The following is a 24,860-nucleotide window of genomic DNA, read 5'->3' on the forward strand; positions in this document are numbered from 1 at the left end:
CTTCATTTGGCAATCAATCAGATCAATGCCTATTCCTACGGCACGAATTCCACTTCCGGTACCAGTTCCGTTTCCGGCACTTCGCAAACCGCTGCTTCTCAAAACTCATCTGTGCTTGGCCTGAATGATTTTTTGCAGCTTTTGGCCGCCCAGTTTGCCAATCAGGATGTGATGAATCCGACGGACAATACGGAATATATTTCCCAGATGGCCCAGTTTTCCGCTCTGCAGGCAATGCAGGAGCTTTCGCAAATTTCCTATACGCAGTACGGGGCGTCCCTGATCGGCAAAAAGGTCGTGGTCGCCAGTTATGACACGAACGGAAAGTATCAGGAAGATACCGGCATTGTGGACAGCGTCAACTTTGCGAGCGGTTCCAACGTCCTTGTGGTCAACGGCAAGGCGTATGATATTTCCTCCGTCATGCAGGTCGTCAATCCGGATGCCGTAGCACCGCCGGTAACACCACCCGACGAGACGCCGGACGATCCGGACGATCCGGATACTCCCGATGTACCGGATACGGGCGGAGAATCGGTTTGAATCCGCTTTTTACAGGGTGAAACAGTTAGGAGCACAGTCATGGATGACATTCAATTTAAAAAGAATTATTCCTCGTTTATCAATCCGAATTACACGGTGCCTCCCGTCAGCACAAATACGCAGAAGACCGGCGCGGCTGATCCGGGCAACAGCGAATTCGGGCAGCTTTTCCGCAAGACTGTGGAACAGCAGCAGCTTACCTTTTCCAAACACGCACTGCAGCGCATGGATTCCAGAAATATTCCGGTTTCCCCGCAGCTCGTTTCCCAGATCAACGGCGCGGTAGAAAAAGCAAAATCCAAAGGCATTAAAGACGCTTTGATTTTAAACGGGCAGACTGCATTTATCGTGAATGTTCCCAGCAGTACGGTGGTAACGACCATGAGCGGCCGGGAAATGAGCGAAAACGTATTTACAAATATTGACGGAGCCGTAATTTTATAACCGGACCTCTTGAGGAAGTTATTGAGCTTTGACTGACAGAGAAGCTCATGCGGTTTCAAAAAGAAAGAGAGAGATCAAACTTATGATGAGATCATTGTTTTCCGGAGTAGCCGGATTAAAAGCATATCAGACCGGTATGGACGTCATCGGCAACAATATCGCCAACGTCAACACCTACGGATTTAAGTCCTCCAGAACAACCTACCGCGACGTTTATTACCAGACAGTTGCCGGGTCTTCCGCCACCAATGCGACCAGTGGCATTGGTGGCAGCAACCCAACACAGCTTGGTTATGGTGCTACCGCCGCAACGGTGGATGTACTCAATACTCGTTCCGGCATGGCTACAACAGGTAACCCCATGGACTGCTATATCAATGGCGAAGGGTATTTTGCTGTCGCGGATGGAACAGTTGATACAGACGGTAAACCGGGCGGTTATCTTTATACCCGGGTCGGTTCCCTGGGATTCGACGGGGAAGGCTATCTGGTGGACGGCAATAAAAAAATTGTCTGTGGAAGCAATGTTGATGGAACGTCTGGCGAATTAGTACCTAAACCAGACACAAACGGTGGAATTACTGATCCTGTGGCAATTAAGGTTGCAGATTACAATAAGTATACAAATGTTACCATCGGCGGCGACGGGAAAATAACCGGGGAACTGGATGGAGTAGTGAAAACACTAGGTACCATTGCGATGGCCAATGTTCCGAACCCCAATGGTCTTACCCAGCAGGGCGGTTCCTATTACAAAGCGGTCAGCAATACGGGAACCCCAACATATTACACCCCTGGCAGCGGCGCAACCGGAGGCCTGGTCACCAGTGCGCTGGAGTCCTCCAATGTGGATCTGGCAAATGAATTTTCACAGATGATCATCACCGAGCGCGGATTTCAGGCGAACTCAAAAATCATCACGGTCAGCGATGAAATGCTTGAGGATCTCGTTAATTTAAAGAGATAATTTAATGACTGCCGTTTCTGAGGTCAACTGCGGCCTCAGAAACGGTCAGTTAGTTAAAAAAGGGGAATTGAGATGATAAATCTAACCGGCCTAAATGGTGTTTCGTTTGCCTTGAACCCAAATCTGATTGAAACAATAGAAAATATACCGGAGACAAAAATTACCCTGACCACAGGAAAATATTTCCTTGTCGCGGAGGAAAGACAGAATGTCATTGATGCAATCATTCATTATAATCGGCAAATATTTCAAAACACAGTTAAACTAATGGATTAACCTCAACGGGATATTCCCGTATAGGCATCTTATTCAAGGGAGTGTTTATGTGGATTTTACCAGTATCATAGGGTTGATCGCCGGTCTTGGATTGGTTATTTTCGGAATCGTTTTCGATCCCTCTGCCGGAGTCGTCTGGTCTACCATTATGAATTTCATCGACGTACCAAGTATGGCAATTACTTTTGGCGGTGCGATTGCCGCTACCGTCATTGCATTCCCGATTACTTATTTCAAAGACATTCCGAAGCATATGAAAATCATTGTTTCACGAAATAAGTACAATCCGCAGCAGTACATTGATACAATCGTGGACTACGCGCAGGAAGCCAGAAGAAAGGGCCTGCTTTCTTTGGAAGATAAGGCAAATCAGGAGCAGGACCCATTCCTCAAAAACAGCATCATGCTGATCGTCGACGCCATTGATCCGGCAAAGGTAAAAGAAATCCTGGACGACGAACTGGACGGGATGGAGGATCGCCATTCCCACGCATGGCAGTTCTACGAAAAGTTTTCCACCTTTGGTCCGGCGTTCGGTATGATCGGTACCTTAATTGGACTGATCAATATGCTTGCCAATTTGGATATGAACGCAGACGGCGGCGCTACCAAAATGGCGCAGGGCATGTCCACGGCACTGGTAACTACTTTCTACGGCTCCATGCTGTCCAACCTGGTATTGACTCCGTTGGCCCATAAGCTGCACATGCGTCATGATGAAGAAATGGTGTGTAAGGAAATTGTTGTGGAAGGCGTTATGGCGATTCAGGCGGGGGATAACCCGAAGCATATAGAGGAAAGACTGAACGCTTACATATGCGAAAAGAAGAGAAAGGAAGCCGGCGGTAAAGGGCAGAGTCCTTCCCAGAGCACGCCCGACGCAGCTGAAGGAAAAAAGCCAAAACGCAATAAGAAAAAGTAACCTTGTTCAGAAAAACCGGAGCTGAGTTTCAGCATATTATAGAAATGCAGGAGTGTGAAAAAATGGCCAGAAAAAAAGCGGATCCCGGCAGCGGCGGCCCCAACTGGCTGGATACATATGCGGATATGGTAACGTTACTGCTGACTTTTTTCGTGATGCTGTTTGCTATGTCTACGGTTGACGCTACCAAATGGCAAACACTTGTAAAAGCTTTTTCTACGAATAAACAAGCGGCCGCGACCATGGAGCAGGCCATACAGTCGGATGCCCTGAATTCCGACAGCGGCGCCTATTTTGACGCCGACACCAGCAGTATGAGCTCCCAAGCCGGACAGGGTACGAGCTCGGATGCGGGAAACAGCGGTGCCCAGGTAACGGACTTTGACAGCCTGTACAAATATTTAAACGATTATGTCCATAAAAATGGCCTGCAGGATTCCGTGCAGGTACATAAAAATGAAAATTACACCTTTTTGACTTTTCAGAACAGCATCTTTTTTAACGGAGACAGCTCTGAACTGCGAGATGATGGGAAAAAAATCCTGGACTTTGTCTGTGACGGAATTAAAAATATTCCGGATCAGATCGGTGAAATCCGTTTCTATGGCCATACCGCCCGCGCGGGCAACTCAACAACCACCACCGCACAGGCTTTTGACCGCGCTTTGTCATCCGACAGAGCAAAAAATGTTTTGCTGTATGTCCAGTTGAAAAATATAATTGACCCGGCCAAAATGGTTTCAGAGGGCTACGGAGAATACCGGCCGATCGTGCCGCATGACGGGACGGAAGCCACCCGGGCAAAAAACAGAAGGGTCGAAATTTATATTTCCAAAGCGGGGAAGGTCAGTTCCGTTTTGGATGAGGTTTATAAGGACATTGGGTCTGCTGACAGTAAAGGTGCTGTGAGCAGTAAATGATTAGCCTGACAGTATTAAATTTTCCGTATGCCTTGTGTACGGGGAATGGGAGGTTTTATGGCAGAAGTATTATCACAGAAACAAATTGATGAATTGTTGGGCAATTTGCAGAGTGGTCATGTTAATTTTAACGAAATAGAAGAACAGACGACGGCTTCAAAGGTAAAAGAGTACGACTTCATGTCCCCTAAAAAATTCACAAGGGAACAGTTGAAGCTTTTGGATAATGTTTTCGATAATTTTTCAAGGATGTTCAGCCTTCAGCTTGGTGGAATGCTCCGGTCGACCTGTCAGATGGAAATCCTTCAGGTCGAAGAGGAAGAGTATCGGGAGTTCAACAACGCTTTGGGCGATTCCATACTGGTCGCCATCTTCGGGATGCACAATACCGAAAATAAAATAGACGATAAGCAAATATTGATCGAACTGTCGCGTCCCATTTCCTTCTCCATCATGGACCGCATGCTTGGCGGCAATGGAACGGGCTATGAAATTGAAAGAGATTATACGGACATTGAGCTTTCCCTGCTTGAATATCTGTTTAAGCAGGTCACTCCTCTTTTAAATAATGCCTGGAGCAATTATATGGAAATCGATCACACCCTGGATATGATTGAAACCAATTCCCGGTTGATCCAACTCATACAGCCGGATGAAGCGGTTGCGATTGTCGCAATCGAAATAACCCTTGAAAACCTGAAGGGAAATATGAATATCTGTTTGCCTGCTTCCTCGTTGGAAGAAGTATTTCGCTTTTTCAATTCCAAATATGTCAAGCCGCCGAAAAAAGACGACCCCGTGGTGGAGCAGCAGCGTAAGTCGGCGATTATGCATGGGCTGAAAAGCTCTCCGCTGACAGTGTGTGCAATATTAGGCAAAACGGAAATCAGCCTGAGAGAATTGCTGAATCTGCAGGTCGGCGATGTGATTCCTCTCAATACTCAGGTAAATAAAGATTCTATTGTCCTGGAAGTGGAGGATTTGCCGTGGTTTACCGGCGTAATAGGAACAAAAAAGAAAAAATACGCAGTTAAAATTGACAAATCTCTGCAATAAACGATGAAAGGTGATTTCTATGGAGCCGAATAATGAAGAAACTTTTTCTCCTATGGAAATTGATGCGATAGGGGAGATACTGAATATCAGTTTAGGTTCGTCTGCGACTTCCGTTTCGGAAATGCTGGAACAGAGGGTCAATATTACGACGCCGCATGTTGAAATACAGGCTTCCTCCGAGGTCCATTTTGAATCCATGGAGCCGGCCGTCGCGGTCGAAATCAATTATGTCAGCGGCCTGAGCGGAAAAAACATCCTGATTCTGAAAGAGTCGGATGTAAAGGTAATTGTGGGACTTCTGCTTCATACCGATTATTCCGATCAGGAATTCGTTATGGATGAGATGAGTATCGGAGCCATTTGTGAAGTAATGAATCTGATGATGGGCGCCTCCGCCACCGCGCTTTCCCAATTTCTAAACATGGCGATCAATATTTCCCCGCCGAATTCCTTTCAGATCGATAATTCCGAACAGTTTAAAAGCAAATATTTCAACAGTGATGAACTGGTTGTTGCCGTTAAATTCAATCTGATGATCGGGGACCTGGTCAACAGTGAATTTATCAGCTTGATGACAGTCAACCTCGCAAAAGAAATTATTTCCTCCTTTAGCCTCGGTTCGTCGGCCCCGGAGGAGAAACGTCCGCAGCCGGTGCAGCAACCGCCAGTGCAGCAGCAGTCGATACCTGCCCTGCAGCCGGAAACGCCCAGAGCCCCCCAGCCGCAGGCGGCGCCGAGAAGACCGGAGCCGGTACAAACGGCGGTGCCGGAACCCGCTGTAAAACCGGAATCGCAGCCGGGTTATCAGCAGAATTACAATGTGGGAAGAATGTCCTATCAAAGCTTTGACGAAGCCGATTCAATCCTTACCAGCGATCAAAGCAATAACCTGAACATGATTATGTCCGTTCCCCTTCAAATTACCGTAGAAATCGGCCGGATCAGGAAGCCTATTAAAGATATCCTGGATTTCACTTCGGGAACGATTGTAGAGTTGGATAAGCAGGCCGGTTCTCAGGTCGATATCTTCGTGAACGGCAAACCGATCGCCAAGGGAGATGTCGTTGTGGTAGACGACTTTTACGGTGTAAGAATTACAGAAGTGCTAAGCAATAATGAAATAATGAAATTAATATAAAACGCCGTTAGGTGTAATTTTAGGAGGAACAGAAATGAGCAAGAAAATTATGTTGGTAGACGACGCGGCTTTTATGAGAATGATGATTAAAAATACTTTGCAGCAGAATGGCTATGCGGAGATCGTCGAAGCGGAAAACGGGGAAAAGGCCCTTACCGTCTACGCCGCGGAAAAGCCGGATCTGATTCTCATGGATATCACAATGCCCGTCATGGATGGTCTGGAGTCCCTGAAGCATTTAAAGGAGCTGGACGCAAACGTCAAAGTGGTCATGTGTTCTGCCATGGGCCAGGAAGCGATGGTTGTTGAAGCCTTGAAGCTGGGCGCAAAGGACTTTATTGTAAAGCCGTTCAAGCCGGACCGCATTATGAAAACGGTCAACGGTATTTTAGGGTGATGCCGCTGACGGCTGAATAAAGGAGGAACCGTGTTGAACTTTGCTTGGGGTGCCCTGCCGCTGCTCAGCTTTTTTTCAGATATCCTGCCGCTTCTGTTTTCCCTGATCGCGATTGTTTTTGTGCTGTATCTTTGCTATGCATTCAGCAGGTTCATGGCAAACAGGGTCAACAACGTTTCAAAATCGGGAAATATCAAGATACTGGAGCGGGTGGCCCTGACGCAGGACAAAGGGCTTGTCATTATTGAAGTCTGCAAACGGTACTATCTGGTGGGGTTTGCAAACAACAATATCGAGATTCTGAAAGAACTGGATGAAACGGAATTGAACATCCCCGGATCTTTGCAGAAGGATACCTTTCTTGATGTTTTGAATTCGACGCTGAAAAGCAGATGGGATGTGAAAATAGGCGATGCAATATTCAGAAGAGCCGATAAAGCTGAAGACTCCGAAGATAAAAAAGAAAAAAAGTAAGGTCAGTAAAAAGGCTCTGATTCTGATTACGATCTCTCTTGCGCTGATGTTTCTGCTCCCGGTCGGCGCCTCCGCGGCGTCCGTCAATGTCGATGTGAACGGCAAAGGAATGGACACTCTGGAAATTATCGAAATGTTTACGGTCCTTGCCCTTGCGCCTTCCATTCTGATTATGACGACCTGCTTTACCAGAATTATCATTGTTCTGTCTTTTCTTCGCAACGCGCTGGGGCTGCAGCAGACACCCCCAAATCAGGTGCTGATCGGGATCGCGCTGTTTCTGTCGCTCTTTATCATGAATCCCGTGCTGAACGAAGTGAATACGCAGGCGTACCAGCCTTACAAGGAACAGAAAATCACGCAGGAGGAATTCCTGCATAAGGCGGCCGTCCCAATGAAAAAATTTATGCTCAAGCAGACAAAAAAAGAGGATTTGAACCTGTTTATCAATCTTTCCAAAGCAAAGGAGGTCAAGTCGGTCGACGAGCTGTCGATTACGGTAGTGATTCCCGCGTTTATGACCAGTGAACTGAAGCGGGCGTTTACAATCGGATTCCTGCTTTTTATTCCTTTCCTGATTATCGATATGATTGTGGCAAGCACGCTGATGTCGATGGGCATGATTATGCTTCCTCCGGCGATGATCTCGCTGCCGTTTAAGCTGCTGCTTTTTGTGCTTGTGGACGGGTGGGGACTCCTGTTCAAAACGCTGGCGGCCAGCTTCAATATGTAGCTTGGCTTTCAAATAACTGTGGGAGGATGCAGGCATGACAACATCGCAAATCACGGAAGTGATACAGGCTGCAATGGTTGCGGCGCTCAAGCTGTCCGCGCCCATTCTGATTGCCAGTGTTTTACTGGGACTGATCGTGTCCATCTTTCAGGCGGCCACGCAGATTCACGAGCAGACCCTTACTTTTGTTCCCAAACTGGTGGCCATCGCACTGATTCTGGTGATTCTGGGACCGTGGATGATGGAGACCATGAACGATTTTACCATCTACATATTCAGTTTAATAACAAAATTGAACTAAAGCAGCCTCTTTTCCAGAACGGCAGGAAGGTGTGGTCATAAACGAAAAATGGAATTGAATTATGATTTTACTCTTCTGCTTTTCATTTTCATGAGAATGTCCGGCTGCATTCTGTTCAACCCCATCTTGGGAAGAAAAAATCTTCCGGTTGTTCTCAAAGTCGGTCTCACCCTGATGCTTTCGGTTTTTTCCTACCACCTTGTTCCCGCTCAGACGCTGGAAATCCCTTCTTTTCTGGTTCTGTCCGTCAGCCTGCTGAAAGAACTGCTGATCGGTTATATGGTGGGGTATATCATCCAGCTGTTTCTGTCGGTTATGCTCATCAGCGGCGAAAATATGGACATGCAGATCGGTATTTCCATGTCGAAGATTTACGACCCGCAGAGCAACGTGTCCATGCCTCTTTCCGCGTCGTTTATCAATACGATGTTTATTCTGATCTTTTTCGCTGTAAACGGCCATCTGACACTGATTCAGATTTTTGTGAAGCTGTGCGTCATGGTTCCCTACGGTTCCCTCCATTTTGAGCCGGCCATGTACGAGCCGTTAATCAACATGTTCTCCCTCATCCTGGTGTACGCGGTGAAAATGTCTCTGCCCGTCCTTGCGGCGGAGCTGATTACCGAGATCGCCGTGGGCCTGGTGATGCGGGCTGTTCCCCAGATTGACGTTTTCGTCATCAATATTCAGCTGAAAGTAATCCTCGGGTTCGTTATCATCATCATTATGGCGCCGCCTCTGGCATCTTTTCTTGAAAAACTGATTTTACTGATGTTTGACAATATCAATCAGGTGTTTCAGTCATTGCTGTAGCTTCCGGTTCCGTTCGGATCTGATTTTAGGGGGGATGATATGCCAGACAGCAGCAAGACCGAAAAAGCAACCCCCAAAAAAAGGGAAGACGAACGAAAAAAGGGCAATATTTTCCAGAGCAGCGACGTAGTCAGCGCACTGTCCATTCTGTCGCTTTTTCTGATCTTAAAGATGCTTTTTCCCTTTATGTATCATTCCCTTTCCCTTTTCCTTTCCCGGTACATTGCCTATATAAAGACGATTCCGGCGCTTTCGGCCGAATTTGCAATGGATGTGGCCAAAGATGCGCTGATTACTCTTTTTTTACTGGCTGGGCCGATGATGCTCACCGCCATAGCCGTCGGGGTGATCGCTGCCGGGGCACAGACCAGATTTAAGGTGTCCAAAGAGAACCTGAAAATGAAGTTTTCCAGGATCAGCCCCCTGCAGGGAATCAAACGGATGTTTTCCATCCGTTCCGTCACCGAACTGGTCAAAGCCATGCTCAAAATTTCCGTTATTTTCTATATCCTGTACTCGTCGTTCATGAGCATTGCAAAATATTTTACGAAGCTGATGTTCGAAGATATTTTCGATGCCGTGCAGTTCATCCTGAATTCCATCATGGACATTGTCATACAGCTTTCCATGGTTTTTATTTTGATCGCCGCCTTCGACTATCTGTACCAGTGGTGGGAGTATGAGCGGAATATTAAAATGTCCAAGCAGGAAATCAAGGAAGAGTACAAGCAGATGGAGGGCGACCCGCAGATTAAAGGACAGATCAAGGAACGGCAGCGCAAAATCTCCATGCAGAGGATGATGCAGCAGGTGCCGACTGCGGATGTGATCGTCAGGAACCCGACCCATTTTGCCATAGCCCTTAAATATGATATCGAAAAAAACAGCGCCCCGATTGTGGTTGCCAAAGGGCAGGATTACGTTGCGCTGAAAATTATAGAGATTGCAGAGCAAAACCATATCCCGATGACTGAAAATGTGCCGCTCGCAAGGGCCTTATACAAAACGGTTGCTGTCAACCGGGAAATTCCGGAGGAATATTATGTGATTCTTGCTGAAATTATGGCTTGGGTATATTCATTGAAAAAGGAGATGAGGTGATATTGAAGGTCCTCAATAATGTCGTAGCAATATTTGTCATCCTCATAGTCGGATTTATCATCATTCCATTGCCTCCTTTTTTACTGGATATGATGTTTATCATAAATATTACGATCTCCATTATGATTTTACTGATGACCATGTACGTGAAGGACGCGCTCCAGTTTTCCGTCTTTCCGTCAATGCTGCTCATAACCACGCTGTTCCGTCTGGCGCTGAACATTTCTTCGACCAGGCTGATTCTTACCCAGTCCGGAAAAGCCGGACAGGTGATTGAAACCTTCGGCAGCTTTGTACTGAAGGGAAATGTCATCGTCGGTTTCATCATCTTTCTGATTATCGTCATTGTCAACTTCCTGGTTATCACCAAGGGCGCGGAACGTGTTTCCGAGGTTTCCGCAAGGTTCAAGTTGGATGCAATGCCGGGAAAACAGATGGCGATCGACGCGGACCTGAGCTCCGGGCTGATCGATGAATCGACGGCACGTCAGCGCCGGACGGATATCCAGCGCGAGGCGGAATTTTACGGGGCCATGGACGGCGCCACCAAATTCGTAAAGGGCGATGCGATCGCCTCCATCATCATCACGTTTATCAACTTTATCGCCGGTACCGTGATCGGCATGGTTCAGGGCGGCAGTACCTTTCAGGAGGTGCTGAATGTCTATTCGATTGCGACCGTCGGCGACGGGCTTGTATCGCAGCTTCCCGCACTGATGATTTCCGCCGCGACCGGTATGATCGTTACGCGCGCGGCGTCCGATTCCAGCCTGAGCATGGACGTTTCGCGGCAGTTTTTCTCCCATCCCGTCGTTATGATCATCAGCGGCTGTACCCTGATCAGCCTTTGCTTTATCCCCGGTATGCCGGTCCCGCAGATTCTGATTGTGGCGGTCGGTATGCTGTTTGCCGGATTCAACCTCCGGAAAAGGAAAGAGCTTGCGGCGGCTGTGGCCGCCAATGCCGAAACGGCTCACGCAGCGGCACAGCAGCAGGCGGACGACACGGATTATTTCAAAAACATCGACAATATCTACGACCTGCTGAAAATCGACGTCATCGAAATGGAATTCGGCTACAGCCTGATTCCGCTGGTCGACGAAAACAGCGGCAGCAGTTTTATTGAACGGCTGGTTACCTTCCGGAAGCAGTTTGCTGTGGAAATGGGAATCGTCATTCCGGCCGTGCGGCTAAGGGACAACGGTACGCTGAATCCAAACCAGTATGTGATCAAGATCAAGGGCGAGGAGGTCAGCCGCGGCGAGATTCTGGTTGACTATTATCTTGCTTTGGACCCGGGCAACCTTACCGGGACCATCGACGGCATAGAAACCATTGAACCGGCCTATGGCATCCCAAGCAAGTGGATCACCCGGGACAAAAAGGAAATGGCTGAAATTTACGGCTATACCGTGATTGACCCGCTATCCGTGGTGGTAACGCACCTTTCCGAAACCGTCAAGAAATATGCGCATGAACTGCTTTCCAGACAGGACTTGAACCAGCTGCTGGAAAACATCAAAAAAACCGGTTCCACCATCGTGGACGATGTCATCCCGAACCAGATTACCTTCGGCGGCCTTCAAAAGGTCCTGTGCAATCTGCTGAAGGAGGGCGTTCCCATCAGGGATATGGAAACAATTTTGGAAACGATTTCGGACAACGCCTCCACTGTCCGCGACCTTGAGGTCCTGACCGAATATGTGCGGCAGGCTTTGAAGCGCACGATCACCCGCAAATGGTCCGACGGCGGCCAGATCAGGGTGATTACGCTGGACAGCGAGGTTGAGAGGCTGATTATCAATTCCATCAGCAAAAACGATCAGGGCACGTATCTTTCGCTCGACCCCCAGTCCACGCAGAAGATCATCTCCAAGCTGATGGAGTGTATCACAAAGGTGAAGGATGCGATCAATATCCCGATTGTGCTGACCTCCCCGCTGGTCAGGATTTATTTCAGCAAAATGCTGGAACAGTTTTATCCCAATGCCGTGGTCCTTTCGTTTAACGAACTGAATTCCAATGTCCAGATTCAGGCGGTTGCCAATGTTACTTTGGAATAAATAAAAGATTCAATGATAAATTTTAAGCTTGAAAGGAGGGGGCGACTGCAGTGAAGAGTACGGAAACGGAGAAGATAGGAGCAGTGGAGTTATGGACCAGGTATCGTCAGACAAGAAACACCGAGCTGCGGAATATGCTTGTTGTTCAGTACAGCTACATCGTGAAGTGCATAGCGTTGAAAACAGTCGGTCGCTACCAGTATTTCAACTATATGGATGATATTGTCAATGAAGGCCTGATCGCTCTTCTGGATGCTGTGGAGAAATTTGATTTTGAAAAAAAGGTGAAGTTTGAAACCTATGCCTCCATAAAAGTGCGCGGCGCCATGATTGATTACATACGCAAACAGGACTGTTTCCCCAGAAGGCTCAAACGTATTGCCAAAAATATCAGCGAGGCGGAAAACATGCTCAACCACCGGCTGGGGCGCAATCCTACGGATCAGGAGATTGCGGATTTTCTGCAGATCAGCCTGCCGGACTATGAAAAGATGCAGGCGGAGACCTGCGTGCTCAATATGCTTTCCTTTGAAGAGATGATCTACGAAAAGGGCGTTGAAAATATTCAGGTCAGCCAGTCGGGGGACTCTATTCACGGGCCGGAGCAGGTTGTGGCGGAAAAAGAGCTTCAAGCCGTGCTTGCGAGGGATATCGAACTGCTCAATGAGAAAGAACAGGTGGTTATTTCGCTGTATTACAAGGAACAGCTGAAAATCAAGGAAATCTCCAGCGTGATGGGAATCAGCGATTCCAGAGTGTCGCAGATTCATTCCAGCGCGCTGAGAAAGCTGAAAAAATCTCTGGCGGAATACCTGAATCAATAGAATGTAGGAGGAAACAGCCATGGTCAGAGGATTTTACGCGCTTGGTTCCGGGATGCTGACACAGAGCAGGATCCTGACCGGCGTCAGCAACAACTTAGCAAATATCGAAACGCCGGGGTATAAAAAGAAGGAAGTCACCACCTCCACATTCGGCAGCATGGTGATTAACCGCGTCGATTCGCAGAAAACGCCCATCGGCACCATGAGCCTGATTACGGCGGCGGATAAAACCAACGTCATCCATTCCGAGGGTACCCTCAAGAGTACGGAGCGTCCGCTGGACTTTGCCATTCAGGGGGAGGGCTTCTTTGCGGTACAGGGGAACAACGGAACGGTCTATACGCGCAACGGCAGCTTTAACGTGGATGCGGAAGGCTATCTTGTACTGGACAATGTCGGCCGCGTGATGGGCCAGAACGGGCCCATTCAGATCGGTACCGACCAGTTTACCGCCGACGCGCAGGGAAACCTGACGGTCGGGGGTAATGTTGTCGACAAAATCTCCGTTTATAATTTTGACGATTATAATAACCTTAGGATATCCGGTGACGGAATGTTCACGGGTACCAATGCAGCGCTGGTGCAAAATCCGGATATCATGTGGAAAACGATCGAAGGTTCCAATGTAAATGCCGCCGAGGAAATGACGGACGCTCTTTCGGCTCAGCGCAACTTGCAGAACTGTTCTCAGGCGATCAAAATGTACGACCAGGTTTTATCGGATGCCGTCACCAATATCGCCAAAATATAATTTGCTATCAGAAGGGTGGATGAACGATGATCAGTTCTTTTTATACGTCGGCTACCGGGGCCATTAACCTGCAGTCCGGCTTTGATGTCACGGCAAACAACATTGCAAACGTGTCTACGGTTGGCTACAAGCCTTCCAGCGCCTCCTTTGCGGATTTGATTTATACCAATATCCACGCGGAACCGGGAGCAGACAGTCAGCTGAAGAGCGGCCACGGCACAAAGCTGGAAAAAACCGACACCCTCTTTAACGAGGGCGGCCTTCGACAGACGGGACGCGCCCTTGATTACGCGCTGGTAAACTCCAACAATTATTTTGCGGTGGAGTCCAACGGGGAAGTAAAATATACGCGTAACGGAAATTTCCATCTTTCGGTGGAAGACGGAACCAGTTATCTGGTATCTTCGGACGGCGGTTATGTGCTGGATGCCAACGGCAGCCGTATCGCCATGGAAAGTGAAAAGGATACTCCGGCCATTGGGGTTTTCTCCGTGAAAAATGAGGACGGGCTTGTCCGGTCCGGGAATACCTGTTTTCAGCTGAGCAACCTTTCCGGCGCGGCCGCTGCGGTCACCGACCCGGAAATGAAACAAAACTATTTGGAGGATTCTGCAGTGAATATCGCGGATCAGATGACCTCCGTTATTGAAATGCAGAGAGCCTTTCAGTTTAATTCCAAAATGGTACAGCTTTCGGATGAAATCATGCAGACTGTGAATTCTTTGCGGTAAAACTGTCTACACAAAAAAATCTGGGGGAGGAGTCGTTAAAATGAGTACGGAATCTGATTTTAACGGAAGAGAAGTCATTGCTGAGCGCGAGAATGAGGGAAACCAGTTGGAAGAAAACCAGATCAAGGAAGAACAGCCGCCCCAGTTTGATGTCAGAGTATCGACGGACAATATGGCGGCGTACCTGAAAATCAAACCGGCGTTTCCGGGACAGAAGGTTTCCTACGAGGATGTCAGCGCCGTTCTGGTTCAGCGGGGGATCACATATGGTGTCTATGAAGAGAAGATCCGCCTTTTCTGTGAAGAAGGGAAATTCTTTTCCGAGATGCTCTGTGCGAAGGGTATCTATCCCGTTGACGGCACCGATGGCTTTATTGATTATTTCTTCGACACCAGTAAAGAGTATAAGCCGAAGGAAAGGGAAGACGGGACCATTAATTTCCGTGATTTGGATATTGTAAAAAATATTCAAAAGGATACCGTTCTCTGTACGATTACGCCGCCGAAGGGCGGCACGGACGGTACGGATATTTTTGGCCATACCGTTCCGTTTACGGCAGGCCGATTTCCGGTTCTGCCGACAGGGAGCAACACGGTTGTTTCGGAGGATGGCCTGAGCCTGATTGCCGGTGTGGATGGTTGTATTGAGTACAACAAATCATCGGTCAATGTCAGTGAGGTCTTTTATGTACGCGGCGATGTGGACAGCGCCTCCGGCAACATCAACGCGATTGGTTCGGTAGTGGTTATGGGCGATGTAAGAGAGGGCTTTTCCGTCAAAGCGGGAAAAGACATTTCCATTCGCGGGATGGCCGAGGGAGCCTTGATAGAGGCGCAGGGGACCATCTCTATTTCCAATGGGATGAACGGAATGGGGAAGGGGACCTTGAAGGCGGGCGGAAATATCGTCGGCAAGTATTTTGAAAATGCGATTTTAATTTCTGAGAACGATATTTATGCAGATATCCTGATGAACTGCAAGGCGACCGCGCAGGGCTCCATTATTTTGAAAGGGCGCAGAGCATCGCTGATTGGCGGCAGCTATCAGGCTGGACAAAAAATGGTTGTCAAAAATGTCGGAGCGCCGTCCTACACGACTACGTCGGTATCGCTTCAGTCCCAACAGCTTAATGATAAACTTGTAATCGGAAAAGAAGAGGACAGCGTGGAGAAATTGGAACAGAAACGATTACAGGCTCAGAATGAGTTTGAAGAATTTCAAAAGAGATTTGCGGAGTTAACAGCTCAGGCTTCTTTAGGAAGCAGAAAGGATCCCAACAGGGAAAATTTGATGGTAAAAGCCGCCATGATGAGAAAATTTCAGCTTGGTGAAGCGGTAAAAGCCATTGATACGAAAATTCAAAAGTTAAAAGAGGCAAAAAATGAGTTGTCGGACTACAAGATTGTTGGAATAAGCATTATTTATACCGGAACAAAATTAACGATTGGGCCTTTTAATATGAATATCAATAATGATTACAGCAATACAAAATTCTATGCGGGTTCGGATGGCATTGTTTTCGCGCCGGTTCTTCCTTCAGACTTGCCCTGATTTTTCCGCTATAAGCTTCCAAATAAAAACCGCATACTGGATGCTTATTTTTTGCTACGGCCGAAGTGCGGCGGTAGGAGGTTTATGATGTCCATTCAAAAGCTTGAACAGCTGAATGAAATGCACATTGACGTTTTAAAAGAAATCGGCAATATCGGGGCCGGAAATGCCGCTACATCCCTGGCGAAAATGCTGGACACGGAAGTAAACATGATGACGCCGGTCGTCAAAATTCTGGATATCTCAGAAGCCGCGAATTTGCTGGGCGGCCCGGAAAACGTCGTCATCGGCATTTTGTCAAAGCTGAAGGGTGACATCGAGGGAATCATGATGTTCATCATTGAGCAGGATTTCGGAAAGTCCATCCTGACTTCCCTGCTGGGCGTTCAGGAGGTCAGCTGTGACCGGCTATCCGATATGGAGCTTTCCGCCATTTCTGAGATTGGAAATATCATGATCGCGGCGTATACGGGTTCTATCGGAACGCTTTCGGAGATGAACCTGAAAACCACTGTGCCCGCGATCACTGTGGATATGGTCGGCGCTATCCTCAGCGTACCGGCCATAGAAATGGGTTCCGTTTCAGATAAAATTATCTTTATTGAAGATGACTTCTTAAGCGGCAACGACAATGTTACGGCAAACATGCTGCTGGTGCCTTCTATCGAGTCCCTGAATAGATTAATGGAGAAGTTAGGTATTCAACTATGAGTGAAACGTTTACGATCGGGATATCGGATATGAAGGTTGCCAAAAGTATGGACTCGCTTGTGACTTACGCGCTTGGTTCCTGTGTAGGAATCTGTTTATATGATCCGGTGATGAAAGTAGGGGGGTTGGGGCATATCATGCTTCCAACCTACCCGGTTAACAATCCCAAAGAAAATCGCTTCCGCTTTGCGGACACCTGTATTCCGGAAATGCTCCTTCAAATGGAAAAGCTGGGCTGCAACCGCCGGCGGATAACGGCTAAGATTGCCGGGGGAGCAAAGATGTTTGAGGTTGCGGATGATTCCAGTTTCGGCAATATTGGCCAGCGCAATATTTCGGAGGTCAAAAACACCCTGAGTAAGCTGCAAATTAGGATTTGTGCGGAAGATACGGGACTGAACTACGGAAGGACAGTCTATTTTTATACAGAGGACGGCAGGATGGTGGTCAAATCCTTTTCCAATGGGATCAAGACATATTAATGCGAAGGAACATCATGGACAAAAGAACAAAGGTTTTCTTCCAGGCGGATTGAAAGAAAACCTTTGTTTTTTATTAATGTTTATTTGATGTTTTGAAACATGCCGTCCTGTCCTTCGCTTCGGCGGCCCTGATTGATTTTCTCTCTGAGTTCGTCGCACTGCTTCCGGAGCTTATCGCGGGCGGACTGATCCAGCACGGCCGCTTTCTGCAGGATGAAATGATACTTTTTGGAGAGCTCCAGGATATGCCGTTCCTCTTCGCTGCCGCAGTCCGCTTGCGTTATGTTCCCGTTCAGGAGCTTTGTCATGCGTTCCCGCTGCTCCGGCGGGAGTTCTGCGGTCAGCCGGTCAATCAGGTCGTTGCACTTATTGATCCGTTCAATAAACACGCCGCGCTGTTCCAAAAGACCGTCCAGCTGAATATCGTCCTGCATGCAGCGCAGTTCAATTTGTTTCGTCAGGTCCCAGACTTGAGTCAGTAAGATCACTTTTTGGTCAAGGCAGGCAATGATATTTTCTGTTGACATAAGTCCTCCGCAGGGCAAGGGTGTCAAACCCCGCTGTTTTTATTGATATGGCTCAGTTTTTCCGCTTCTTCCCACGTATCCCTCATTTGTTCCACCAGCGGTACCAATTCATCCAGCACAGCGGCGTCGCGCCTGACTTCCGCTTTGATGATCTCCTGATTGAAGAAATAGTACAGATCATATAAATCATGGCTGATTTCATAATTCCAGTCCAATACGGAAGAGAGGTAGCTGAAAATATTCTTGCTTTTTCCGGTACACTTTTCAGCCGTAGCGTAGTTCTTGTCCTTCAGCATCATCGAACCGTAATGGAGGTTCTTTAACGCTTCGTTCAGTAAAGTAACCAGCTGTTCTCCCTTGGACATGGTGTTGATGGATTGCTCCTTGTACTGCATAATGGGATTGCTCTGCATGATTTTCATCCTCCTGCGGGTTTGATTCTGTCGAGGCCGTCAGCTCGAGGTACTGGTCTGGAACAAAGATGCTTGGGAATTCATGTTGCTCAGATACTGTTCCAAACGGGTAAATTTCGCGTAATATTGCTCCTGCTGCGTTGCGAGAAGCGTTTTCAGTTCCTTGATTTTCGTGTTATAATCGGTTACCTCTTTTGTCAGGGTGCTGTTGTCTACCTTTGTACTGTTGTCCACACCGGCTTTTGCAATTAAGATGCCGTCGCCGCCGGTGGTCTTGATGTTTTTGTCGATGACGCTCTGCATCCGGGCCGCAATGCCGTCCTCGCTGGTGAACAGGGAGGCTACTTTGTCCGGATTGTTGTTTAAAGCGTTCTTCAAAGTATCTTCGTCGATTGTCAGCTGGCCGTTGGCGGAGTAATCATTGGCCTTGGTCGCGATACCGATTTCATAAAGAGCGGCTTTCATCGATGCGACCTGATCCGTCATGGAACTGCGCAAATCGGTGCTGAGGTTGCTTAAAATGGAATCGCCGTTTAAGATTCCTTTTTTCGCCTTTGCTTCCCAGTTCTTGATTTCATCCTCGCTCATGTCCGCCTTCTGCGCGTCCGTCAGAGGATTATAGGTTTCGTCCGTATCCTTGCGCTCGCTGACCTTATCGTTACACAGCTTGATAATCGCATTGTAATCTTCTACAAAGCTTTTGATCTTATCGTAAAGATCATCCGTCTGGTTGTTGACGGAAAAAGTAATGGGTTTTTCTGCGGAAACGGTGGCGGGATCTGTCTTTGCCAGCAATTCAAAGTCGACGCCGTCCAGCGTGAACTTGTTTTCCGTTCTTGTGAGTTCATTCGCGTTTGCCGGGTTGCCGTCAAAGCTGATCGTCATTTTGGCATCCTGCGGTTTTTGCAAAGTGTATTCGCCGGTATTTTCAACGTAGTTTCCGTTTTCGTCTTTTGTCGGCACAGTCCCGAAAAGCACAGTGGCAAGGTTGCCGTCTCCGACATTTGCAATGTCCACGCGGCTGCCGCTGCCGCCGTTCTTGGCGGCTACGCTGAACGTATCGTTGACACTGGAGTAAGTGATGGTTACGTTGGCCTGCGCGTCGTTATTGATGGTTTTCATAATCGTGTCAATGGTATCGGTGCTTTTAAAGGTGAATGTCTTATCGTTGATGGTAATACCGTAAGTACCGTCTGAAGATGCTTTCAGAGGAGTTTCAGCGTTCAGATTTTCCTGTACGTCTTCCAGGTCCTTATTGGTGTTGAGACGGTTCGTTTCACCCGCGTAAATCCCCAGCGCTCCGGTTTTTCCCAAAACGCCGGACACGTCGCTCGATTCAATCGCAATCACAGAGGTACCGCTTGCCGCTTTAAAATTCAGGCTTTTTGTGGTGTCATCATAAGAAACCTGAAATTTGTTGTTTCCGTCGGCATCTTTGCCGTAGGAGGTCGTCAGGCTCTTTTGAATATAGGTGGCTAAATCGGCAGGTGTGGAATACTGACTCTTTTCGCTTTCCTTGAAAGTGATGTATTTGTCGACGCCGTCCAGACTGACTGTCAGGGTGGAACCGGAAAGGGAATCGCCCAGATAGCTGCTTACCAGCTTTTCGCGGTTGTAGGTACCGGAGGTGGCGATGGAACCGTCCTCCTGCTTCAGGCCAAGGCCCTGCAACAGGTTCTGACTTCCGCCCGTGATGCTTAAATCCCCGGCTGAACTGCTGAAAGAAACGACCCCGTCAGTAATGTCCACGCTCAGCTTATCCTTTAAAGCGGAGTTGGAGCGGATCGCTTCCTCCAGAATGGCTTTCACAGACATGGTGCCGAGCGAATCGTCCGATGAAATGGATGTGTTGGAGGGGATACTGAGCGTATAGGTATTCTCCCCGATTTTGATATCCAGCGTGGAGCCTGCAGCCAGCGTGCTTTTAAAGAAGCTGTCCGTATCGGTATCGCTGCCCTCTATCGTGGTGCTGCCGGAGGTATCCTTCGATAAGCCAAGGCCTTTTAAAAGGCCGTCGCTTCCGCTTGTTATTTTAATATCCGCACTGGAAGAGCCCGTCTTTGTCAAGGTGACTTTTCCGTCTTCGTTAACGGTAAATTTTACGTTACCGGCAAGCTTGTCGGTTTTGGCGATCTTTGCGTTCAGAGCATCCGTAACCTTGCTGAGAGCGGCGCTATCGCCGCTTGTCAGCGTAAAATCACTGTCAAGGGCAAGCTGATAATCCTTACCGTCATAATTGACCGTAATGGAGGAGCCCGCAACCGTGCTCGGCCGCCAGACCTCGTTTACGGCGCCGGAAATCGTCTGATCCGACACCTTGTGTTTCGAAGCAAAACCGGCCTGCTGTGCAAGCTGTGTAATGCCGGTCACGACCATATTTTTAGCGGTGCTTGCGCTTCCGCTCACATTTAAAAAGGAAGAGGTGTTCTTGATGGATGTTGAATTGAAAAAGGCCGAGTTCAGAATGCTGGAACTGCTGGTGGCCGAAGAAAAATATTTCGATTGGAATTCCTGCAGGGCTGTGGTGACTTCCCTGTAGGACTGCTGTCTCCAAAGGGCAATCTGTTTTAATTGTCCCTGCTTGTCTATTTTGCTCTGCGTTCCCGACGTCAGCTGTTTGACCAGCGTGTCCGTATCCAGCCCGGATACCAAACCGCTCATACGCTTGGACGAAGTTGCCGTTGCATTCAGTGAAGATGCAAGACTCGATGACGCTGTACTGATCATAAATTTACCTCCTGACAGAAAATGCCTTCTACATCAACCTCTTTGTCTTATATATCGTATGAAAAGCCTAAAAAATTAGCAAAAGCATAAAAGATCATAAAATTATCTTTAAAGAACCACTTTCTTTTGACGATATATATTGTAATATGGTATGATATGGATGCATAGGTACAATTGATCCGAATTTGAAGATATAAAGGGGATGGTATAGAATATGACTTTTGTTCCGATTGACAAATTGAAGGCGGGAATGATCCTGGACAGAGATATTTATCTGTTTAACAGCATCACTTCAAAAATCATTATGTTGCGATGCGGGCAGATGTTAACACAGGCATATATTGAAAAACTGCATGAATTCGATATTCTTGGCGCTTATATTCATACCGATCAGGAGAAAGAACGAACGATCACCACGGCGCAGCCACATGCCAGGCAGCCGGTCAAAAGGGAACTGCGGCAGGAAGCCCTCAGCAATATCCATCAGGTATACGACATGTTCAACCAGGTAGCACAGAAAATTAACGTCAGCAGCATCAACCAGACGATGAATATTTCCAAAAAGCTTGTCAACTCATTAAGATGTAACGTAGAGGCTAAAATCAGTATTGCAAACCTGAAGATGTATGACGATTATACATATAACCATTCTTTGGGAGTCTCCATTCTTTCCATTGCCATTGGACTGGAGCTGGGACTGAAAACACAGGATCTGTATGACCTTGGTCTGTGCGCCCTTCTTCACGATATCGGAAAAATGGCGGTACCTATTTCCATTATTGCAAAGCCCTCCAAACTGACGGCGGAGGAGTTCAATATTGTCAAGCAGCACCCCGCCAAGGGAGCGGAATTTTTTTTAAAGCACCATCTGGCCAACAATGTTATCTGTGCCGGTGTGCTTACGCATCATGAAAAATATGACGGGACCGGTTATCCCAACGGCCTTTCCGGCGACGATATTCCTTTGTTCGGAAGGATTATCTCCGTGGCCGATGTTTATGATGCTTTAACCTCGTTCAGACCATACAGAAAGCCGTCGACCCCGGCGGAAGCGATTGAATATATCATGGGTTCCAGCGGCATCGCGTTCGACCTTGCCATTGTACGGGCGTTTCTGAACAAGGTCGCCCCTTATCCGATTGGCTCTTGCGTCAAGCTGAGCAACGGAGAGCTCGCCATTATTGTCAAACAAAACGATTATAATCCGTCCAGACCGGTGATCCGCCTTTTCAATAAGCCGGATGTCCTGATGGATTTATGCATGCAGCGCGATGTACAGAATATTGTTGTTGAAAATATCTGTGATGTAAAAACGGCGGAAAATTATTGAACAAAAAGCAGAGAGGGCATCAGACCATGGTCTGATGCCCTCTCTGTATCAGGAAAGCGGAATCGCTTAGTATTTCGGGAATGAAAAATCCTGTCCGACGGCCATATCCAGCACAGGCTGTGTATCGGCGGATTCCGGAATGTCGCCGTCCGCATCGGCTTTGACGTGGAACTGGCCGACCAGCTTTTTTAGATTGCGTGCGTGGCCGGACATTTCTTCGCTTGCGGCAGCACTCTGTTCGGCGGTGGCGGAATTGGTCTGGACCACGGCGGAAATCTGATCCACACCCAGAGTGACCTGGCTGATCGCGGTCGCCTGTGCGTTGGAAGCCTCTGAAATGCTGGTGATCAGATTGGTGGATTTCAGGGTCGCCTGAATAACGTCGTTCAGGGTGGCCGCGGTGGCGTCCGTAATTTTCTTGCCTTTTTCGACTGCCAAAAGCGAATTTTCAATCAGGGCGGTGGTATCCTTGGCCGCGTCCGCGCTCTTGCTCGCAAGATTGCGGACTTCGTCCGCGACAACGGCGAAGCCTTTGCCGGCCGCGCCGGCGCGGGCCGCTTCCACGGCGGCGTTCAGAGCGAGGATATTAGTCTGGCGCGCAATATCGTCGATGGTTTTGATGATATTGCTGATCTTGGTGGACGACTCGCTGATCTCGCTCATCGCCTGCAGCATCTGGTTCATTTCGTGAGAAACACCCTGGATTTTATTTTCAGCTTCGGTAGAAGCCCTGTTCGCTTCCGCCGCGTTGGCGGCATTCTGCTTTACCTGCTCTGAAATTTCGGTGATGGAGGCCGACAGCTCCTGAATGGAACTGGCCTGTTCGGTAGCACCCTGCGCCAAAGCCTGAGCCGCGCTTGCAACCTGTACGGAGCCGCTCGTGACCTGATCGGCGGAACGGTCGATTTGAACCATGTACGTGTTCAGTTTGGAGGAAATATTTTCAAGCGCCGTCCTGATTTTTAGGAAATCACCCTGAAAATCACGGGAAATTTGAATGTCAAAATTGCCGTTTGCCATTTCGCCTAAAGCTTCCGTGATTTCATTGATGTTTTGTTTCAGCTCCGAGACGGTATCGGAAAATGCTATTGCAAGTTTGCCGGTTTCATTTTTTGACTGGTACTGGATGTCCACATTCAGATTTCCCTGGGCCATCTGTTCGGCGGCCTGTGTCAGCTCCGCAAGCGGGCGGCGGATTCTGGCCGAGGTAAGCTTGGCAACAAGGATTGATGTAAAGCAGGCTGCCACAATCAATACAATGGCCAATGGGAAAAGGGCGCTGGATTTCAGGTACAGATAAACTGCGGCCCCGCTGCAGACGATGGACAGCACCGTCACCGCGACAAATGAAAACATCAGTTTTCTAGAGATTTTTATATTATCCAATCGCATTTTTATAGTTCCCCTCTATGTATTTATTCTGCTTCTGTTTTTGCAGCGTTACTGACAATTTCAATTTCTTCCTCGTTCAGTATTTTGCTGGTGTCCAGCAGCATGACGACTTTGTTGTCCACCTTCCCGATACCGGTCAGGTATGCCGTGGTACGATCCTTGGACATCCTTGGGGCGGGCGAAATATTCTCGTCGCCGATGGTTGTAACCTCATCGACGGAATCCACGATGAATCCTATGTGGGTCTCTTCAATTTTCGTTACGATAATACAGGTGTGCTCGTCGTATTCCACTTCTTCTTTCTTAAATCTCAGGCGCACGTCTATCACAGGGATGATATCGCCGCGGAGATTGATGACTCCCTTGGCGTAGCTGGGGGAGTCGGGGATGGGTGTGATTTCCTGTTTGCCAATGATCTGGACCACGTCCGCAATCGGAACGCCGAACAGCTGGTGGTCGGTCCAGAAGGTCAGGTACTTGCCCTTCATTTCATTGGTTTCGACTTCCTCATCCGATAATGCCAGATTTTTTTCATTCTCCATTTTTTACCACCCTATCATCAATATAAAATATTAGGCTCTTATTTCGACTCGCCCTTTTCTTCGCGTGAATTTTTGATTTGTTCTCTCTGCATCTCAAAAATAAATTTGCTCAAAAGGTCAAACTGACGGGTCGAATTATCCAGAAAAGAACAACCGTACCCATTTAGTGCATAATCCACGGGATTGGTCCGCTGAGCCTGACAGCAAAATGTGACCTCCATATCATACAGCTTCAGCGTCACCACAAAGGACTGGCCAATATCAAGGTATTCCCTCGTTGTGATAAACACGCCGCTCAGACTCAAATCCGTAACGGTTACGTCGAACAGCTTGGTTTCCTCCTCTTCAGGCGACGTATCCTCCTGAAGCAGGTAAGCCTGCGTCGGAATGTTGACTTTCAGGCGGAAAAAGCTTCTTCGTTCAAATTCGGCAAGGCTTTGCAGGTCCGTAATCGTCATCATTTCCGAGGTGGAGAGAAACACCTTACCAATCAGTACTTTGAAGCCCAGAGATTCATTATAAATATTGATTTTTATAGGCATATTGCAGTGCAGGATCGGCAGAATATCAAAGCTGTTCTGAATTTTAACGGAGTCCTTACGGATTTCGCTGAGGATTCCGGTGGTGAGCAGTTCGTTGGTAAGAGTCTTGATTTCGCAGGGCGAGTGCTGATATTGTTCAGAAAGCGGATACATGGAAAGGACCTCCAAAACAAAACATATTCGGTAAA

28 protein-coding genes are annotated in these 24,860 nt (G+C 48.0%); 22 read left to right on the forward strand and 6 right to left on the reverse strand.

All coding sequences use genetic code 11. From position 1 onward, the window contains the following. The first annotated feature begins 6 nt into the window (after window positions 1–6). The 21 genes from ACQGQ5_RS07145 (at window position 7) to ACQGQ5_RS07245 (ending at window position 17,199) form a co-directional block, all read left to right on the forward strand. Window positions 7–543, forward strand: coding sequence for a flagellar hook capping FlgD N-terminal domain-containing protein (locus ACQGQ5_RS07145; protein ID WP_455735852.1), 537 nt, complete (start codon window positions 7–9; stop codon window positions 541–543). Between the two features lie 39 nt (window positions 544–582). Beyond that, entirely contained in the window at window positions 583–987 is a 405-nt protein-coding gene (locus ACQGQ5_RS07150) for a TIGR02530 family flagellar biosynthesis protein (RefSeq protein ID WP_141825046.1), read from the forward strand. A 28-nt stretch (window positions 988–1,015) separates the two neighbouring features. Then, window positions 1,016–1,954, forward strand: a complete 939-nt coding sequence (locus ACQGQ5_RS07155; RefSeq protein ID WP_455735853.1) for a flagellar hook-basal body complex protein — start codon at window positions 1,016–1,018, stop codon at window positions 1,952–1,954. Between the two features lie 72 nt (window positions 1,955–2,026). Continuing rightward, a complete protein-coding gene (locus tag ACQGQ5_RS07160) occupies window positions 2,027–2,230 on the forward strand; it encodes a flagellar FlbD family protein (RefSeq protein ID WP_038323818.1) in 204 nt (67 codons plus the stop codon). A 49-nt stretch (window positions 2,231–2,279) separates the two neighbouring features. Then, window positions 2,280–3,152 (forward strand): motility protein A, encoded by an 873-nt coding sequence (locus ACQGQ5_RS07165; protein WP_455735854.1) that lies wholly within the window; start codon window positions 2,280–2,282, stop codon window positions 3,150–3,152. Window positions 3,153–3,214: 62 nt separating this feature from the next. Beyond that, the gene (locus ACQGQ5_RS07170) at window positions 3,215–4,072 is read left to right on the forward strand and encodes a flagellar motor protein MotB (RefSeq protein WP_455735855.1); all 858 of its coding nucleotides are present in this window, start codon (window positions 3,215–3,217) and stop codon (window positions 4,070–4,072) included. A 57-nt stretch (window positions 4,073–4,129) separates the two neighbouring features. Beyond that, on the forward strand, window positions 4,130–5,128 hold the full coding sequence (gene fliM / locus ACQGQ5_RS07175; RefSeq protein WP_455735856.1) for a flagellar motor switch protein FliM: 999 nt from the start codon (window positions 4,130–4,132) through the stop codon (window positions 5,126–5,128). 19 nt (window positions 5,129–5,147) lie between these two features. Further along, complete coding sequence (fliY, locus tag ACQGQ5_RS07180) at window positions 5,148–6,266, forward strand: flagellar motor switch phosphatase FliY (RefSeq protein ID WP_455735857.1); 1,119 nt, start codon at window positions 5,148–5,150, stop codon at window positions 6,264–6,266. 34 nt (window positions 6,267–6,300) lie between these two features. Continuing rightward, window positions 6,301–6,663 carry a response regulator gene (locus tag ACQGQ5_RS07185; RefSeq protein ID WP_455735858.1) on the forward strand — a complete coding sequence of 121 codons (363 nt, stop codon included), beginning with the start codon at window positions 6,301–6,303 and terminating at the stop codon, window positions 6,661–6,663. A 33-nt stretch (window positions 6,664–6,696) separates the two neighbouring features. Then, window positions 6,697–7,137, forward strand: a complete 441-nt coding sequence (locus ACQGQ5_RS07190; RefSeq protein WP_455735859.1) for a FliO/MopB family protein — start codon at window positions 6,697–6,699, stop codon at window positions 7,135–7,137. After that, a complete protein-coding gene (gene fliP / locus ACQGQ5_RS07195) occupies window positions 7,076–7,870 on the forward strand; it encodes a flagellar type III secretion system pore protein FliP (RefSeq protein WP_444645149.1) in 795 nt (264 codons plus the stop codon). Before ACQGQ5_RS07190 ends, fliP begins: the two co-directional genes overlap by 62 nt. Window positions 7,871–7,904: 34 nt before the next feature. Further along, complete coding sequence (gene fliQ / locus ACQGQ5_RS07200; RefSeq protein WP_038323827.1) at window positions 7,905–8,171, forward strand: flagellar biosynthesis protein FliQ; 267 nt, start codon at window positions 7,905–7,907, stop codon at window positions 8,169–8,171. 48 nt (window positions 8,172–8,219) lie between these two features. Then, entirely contained in the window at window positions 8,220–8,984 is a 765-nt protein-coding gene (locus tag ACQGQ5_RS07205) for a flagellar biosynthetic protein FliR (RefSeq protein ID WP_038323829.1), read from the forward strand. A gap of 39 nt (window positions 8,985–9,023) precedes the next feature. Continuing rightward, window positions 9,024–10,085, forward strand: a complete 1,062-nt coding sequence (gene flhB, locus ACQGQ5_RS07210; RefSeq protein WP_444645152.1) for a flagellar biosynthesis protein FlhB — start codon at window positions 9,024–9,026, stop codon at window positions 10,083–10,085. A gap of 2 nt (window positions 10,086–10,087) precedes the next feature. Further along, the gene (gene flhA, locus ACQGQ5_RS07215; protein ID WP_444645551.1) at window positions 10,088–12,148 is read left to right on the forward strand and encodes a flagellar biosynthesis protein FlhA; all 2,061 of its coding nucleotides are present in this window, start codon (window positions 10,088–10,090) and stop codon (window positions 12,146–12,148) included. 50 nt (window positions 12,149–12,198) lie between these two features. Continuing rightward, entirely contained in the window at window positions 12,199–12,972 is a 774-nt protein-coding gene (locus ACQGQ5_RS07220; RefSeq protein WP_444645154.1) for a sigma-70 family RNA polymerase sigma factor, read from the forward strand. A 19-nt stretch (window positions 12,973–12,991) separates the two neighbouring features. Then, window positions 12,992–13,723, forward strand: a complete 732-nt coding sequence (locus ACQGQ5_RS07225) for a flagellar hook-basal body protein (protein WP_444645156.1) — start codon at window positions 12,992–12,994, stop codon at window positions 13,721–13,723. Window positions 13,724–13,749: 26 nt separating this feature from the next. Beyond that, a complete protein-coding gene (locus tag ACQGQ5_RS07230; RefSeq protein WP_141825056.1) occupies window positions 13,750–14,454 on the forward strand; it encodes a flagellar hook-basal body protein in 705 nt (234 codons plus the stop codon). A gap of 40 nt (window positions 14,455–14,494) precedes the next feature. Further along, complete coding sequence (locus tag ACQGQ5_RS07235; protein WP_455735860.1) at window positions 14,495–16,006, forward strand: FapA family protein; 1,512 nt, start codon at window positions 14,495–14,497, stop codon at window positions 16,004–16,006. 84 nt (window positions 16,007–16,090) lie between these two features. Further along, entirely contained in the window at window positions 16,091–16,717 is a 627-nt protein-coding gene (locus ACQGQ5_RS07240) for a chemotaxis protein CheC (protein ID WP_455735861.1), read from the forward strand. Continuing rightward, window positions 16,714–17,199: a chemotaxis protein CheD gene (locus ACQGQ5_RS07245; RefSeq protein ID WP_141825058.1), complete on the forward strand. Its 486-nt coding sequence runs from the start codon at window positions 16,714–16,716 to the stop codon at window positions 17,197–17,199. Before ACQGQ5_RS07240 ends, ACQGQ5_RS07245 begins: the two co-directional genes overlap by 4 nt. Before the next feature lie 80 nt (window positions 17,200–17,279). Here ACQGQ5_RS07245 and ACQGQ5_RS07250 read toward each other — a convergent pair whose 3' ends face one another. Genes ACQGQ5_RS07250 through fliD form a run of 3 tightly spaced genes read right to left on the reverse strand, consistent with a single transcriptional unit; the run spans window position 17,280 to window position 20,866 of the window. Then, window positions 17,280–17,726, reverse strand: coding sequence for a hypothetical protein (locus tag ACQGQ5_RS07250; protein WP_455735862.1), 447 nt, complete (start codon window positions 17,724–17,726; stop codon window positions 17,280–17,282). A gap of 23 nt (window positions 17,727–17,749) precedes the next feature. After that, the gene (locus ACQGQ5_RS07255) at window positions 17,750–18,139 is read right to left on the reverse strand and encodes a flagellar export chaperone FliS (RefSeq protein WP_038323839.1); all 390 of its coding nucleotides are present in this window, start codon (window positions 18,137–18,139) and stop codon (window positions 17,750–17,752) included. Between the two features lie 39 nt (window positions 18,140–18,178). Further along, entirely contained in the window at window positions 18,179–20,866 is a 2,688-nt protein-coding gene (gene fliD / locus ACQGQ5_RS07260) for a flagellar filament capping protein FliD (protein WP_455735863.1), read from the reverse strand. A gap of 214 nt (window positions 20,867–21,080) precedes the next feature. Between fliD and ACQGQ5_RS07265 the strand changes: the two genes are divergently transcribed. Then, window positions 21,081–22,196 carry an HD-GYP domain-containing protein gene (locus ACQGQ5_RS07265; protein ID WP_038323842.1) on the forward strand — a complete coding sequence of 372 codons (1,116 nt, stop codon included), beginning with the start codon at window positions 21,081–21,083 and terminating at the stop codon, window positions 22,194–22,196. A gap of 66 nt (window positions 22,197–22,262) precedes the next feature. Here the strand turns inward: ACQGQ5_RS07265 and ACQGQ5_RS07270 are convergent, their stop codons facing one another. From ACQGQ5_RS07270 to ACQGQ5_RS07280, 3 genes are read right to left on the reverse strand one after another with little or no spacing between them, the layout of a single operon-like run. After that, entirely contained in the window at window positions 22,263–23,588 is a 1,326-nt protein-coding gene (locus tag ACQGQ5_RS07270; RefSeq protein WP_455735864.1) for a methyl-accepting chemotaxis protein, read from the reverse strand. Window positions 23,589–23,611: 23 nt separating this feature from the next. Beyond that, window positions 23,612–24,130, reverse strand: a complete 519-nt coding sequence (locus ACQGQ5_RS07275; protein WP_042081757.1) for a chemotaxis protein CheW — start codon at window positions 24,128–24,130, stop codon at window positions 23,612–23,614. Between the two features lie 38 nt (window positions 24,131–24,168). Further along, a complete protein-coding gene (locus tag ACQGQ5_RS07280) occupies window positions 24,169–24,825 on the reverse strand; it encodes a PilZ domain-containing protein (RefSeq protein ID WP_455735865.1) in 657 nt (218 codons plus the stop codon). Between the last annotated feature and the right edge of the window lie 35 nt (window positions 24,826–24,860).

This window comes from Caproiciproducens sp., from assembly GCF_053840905.1.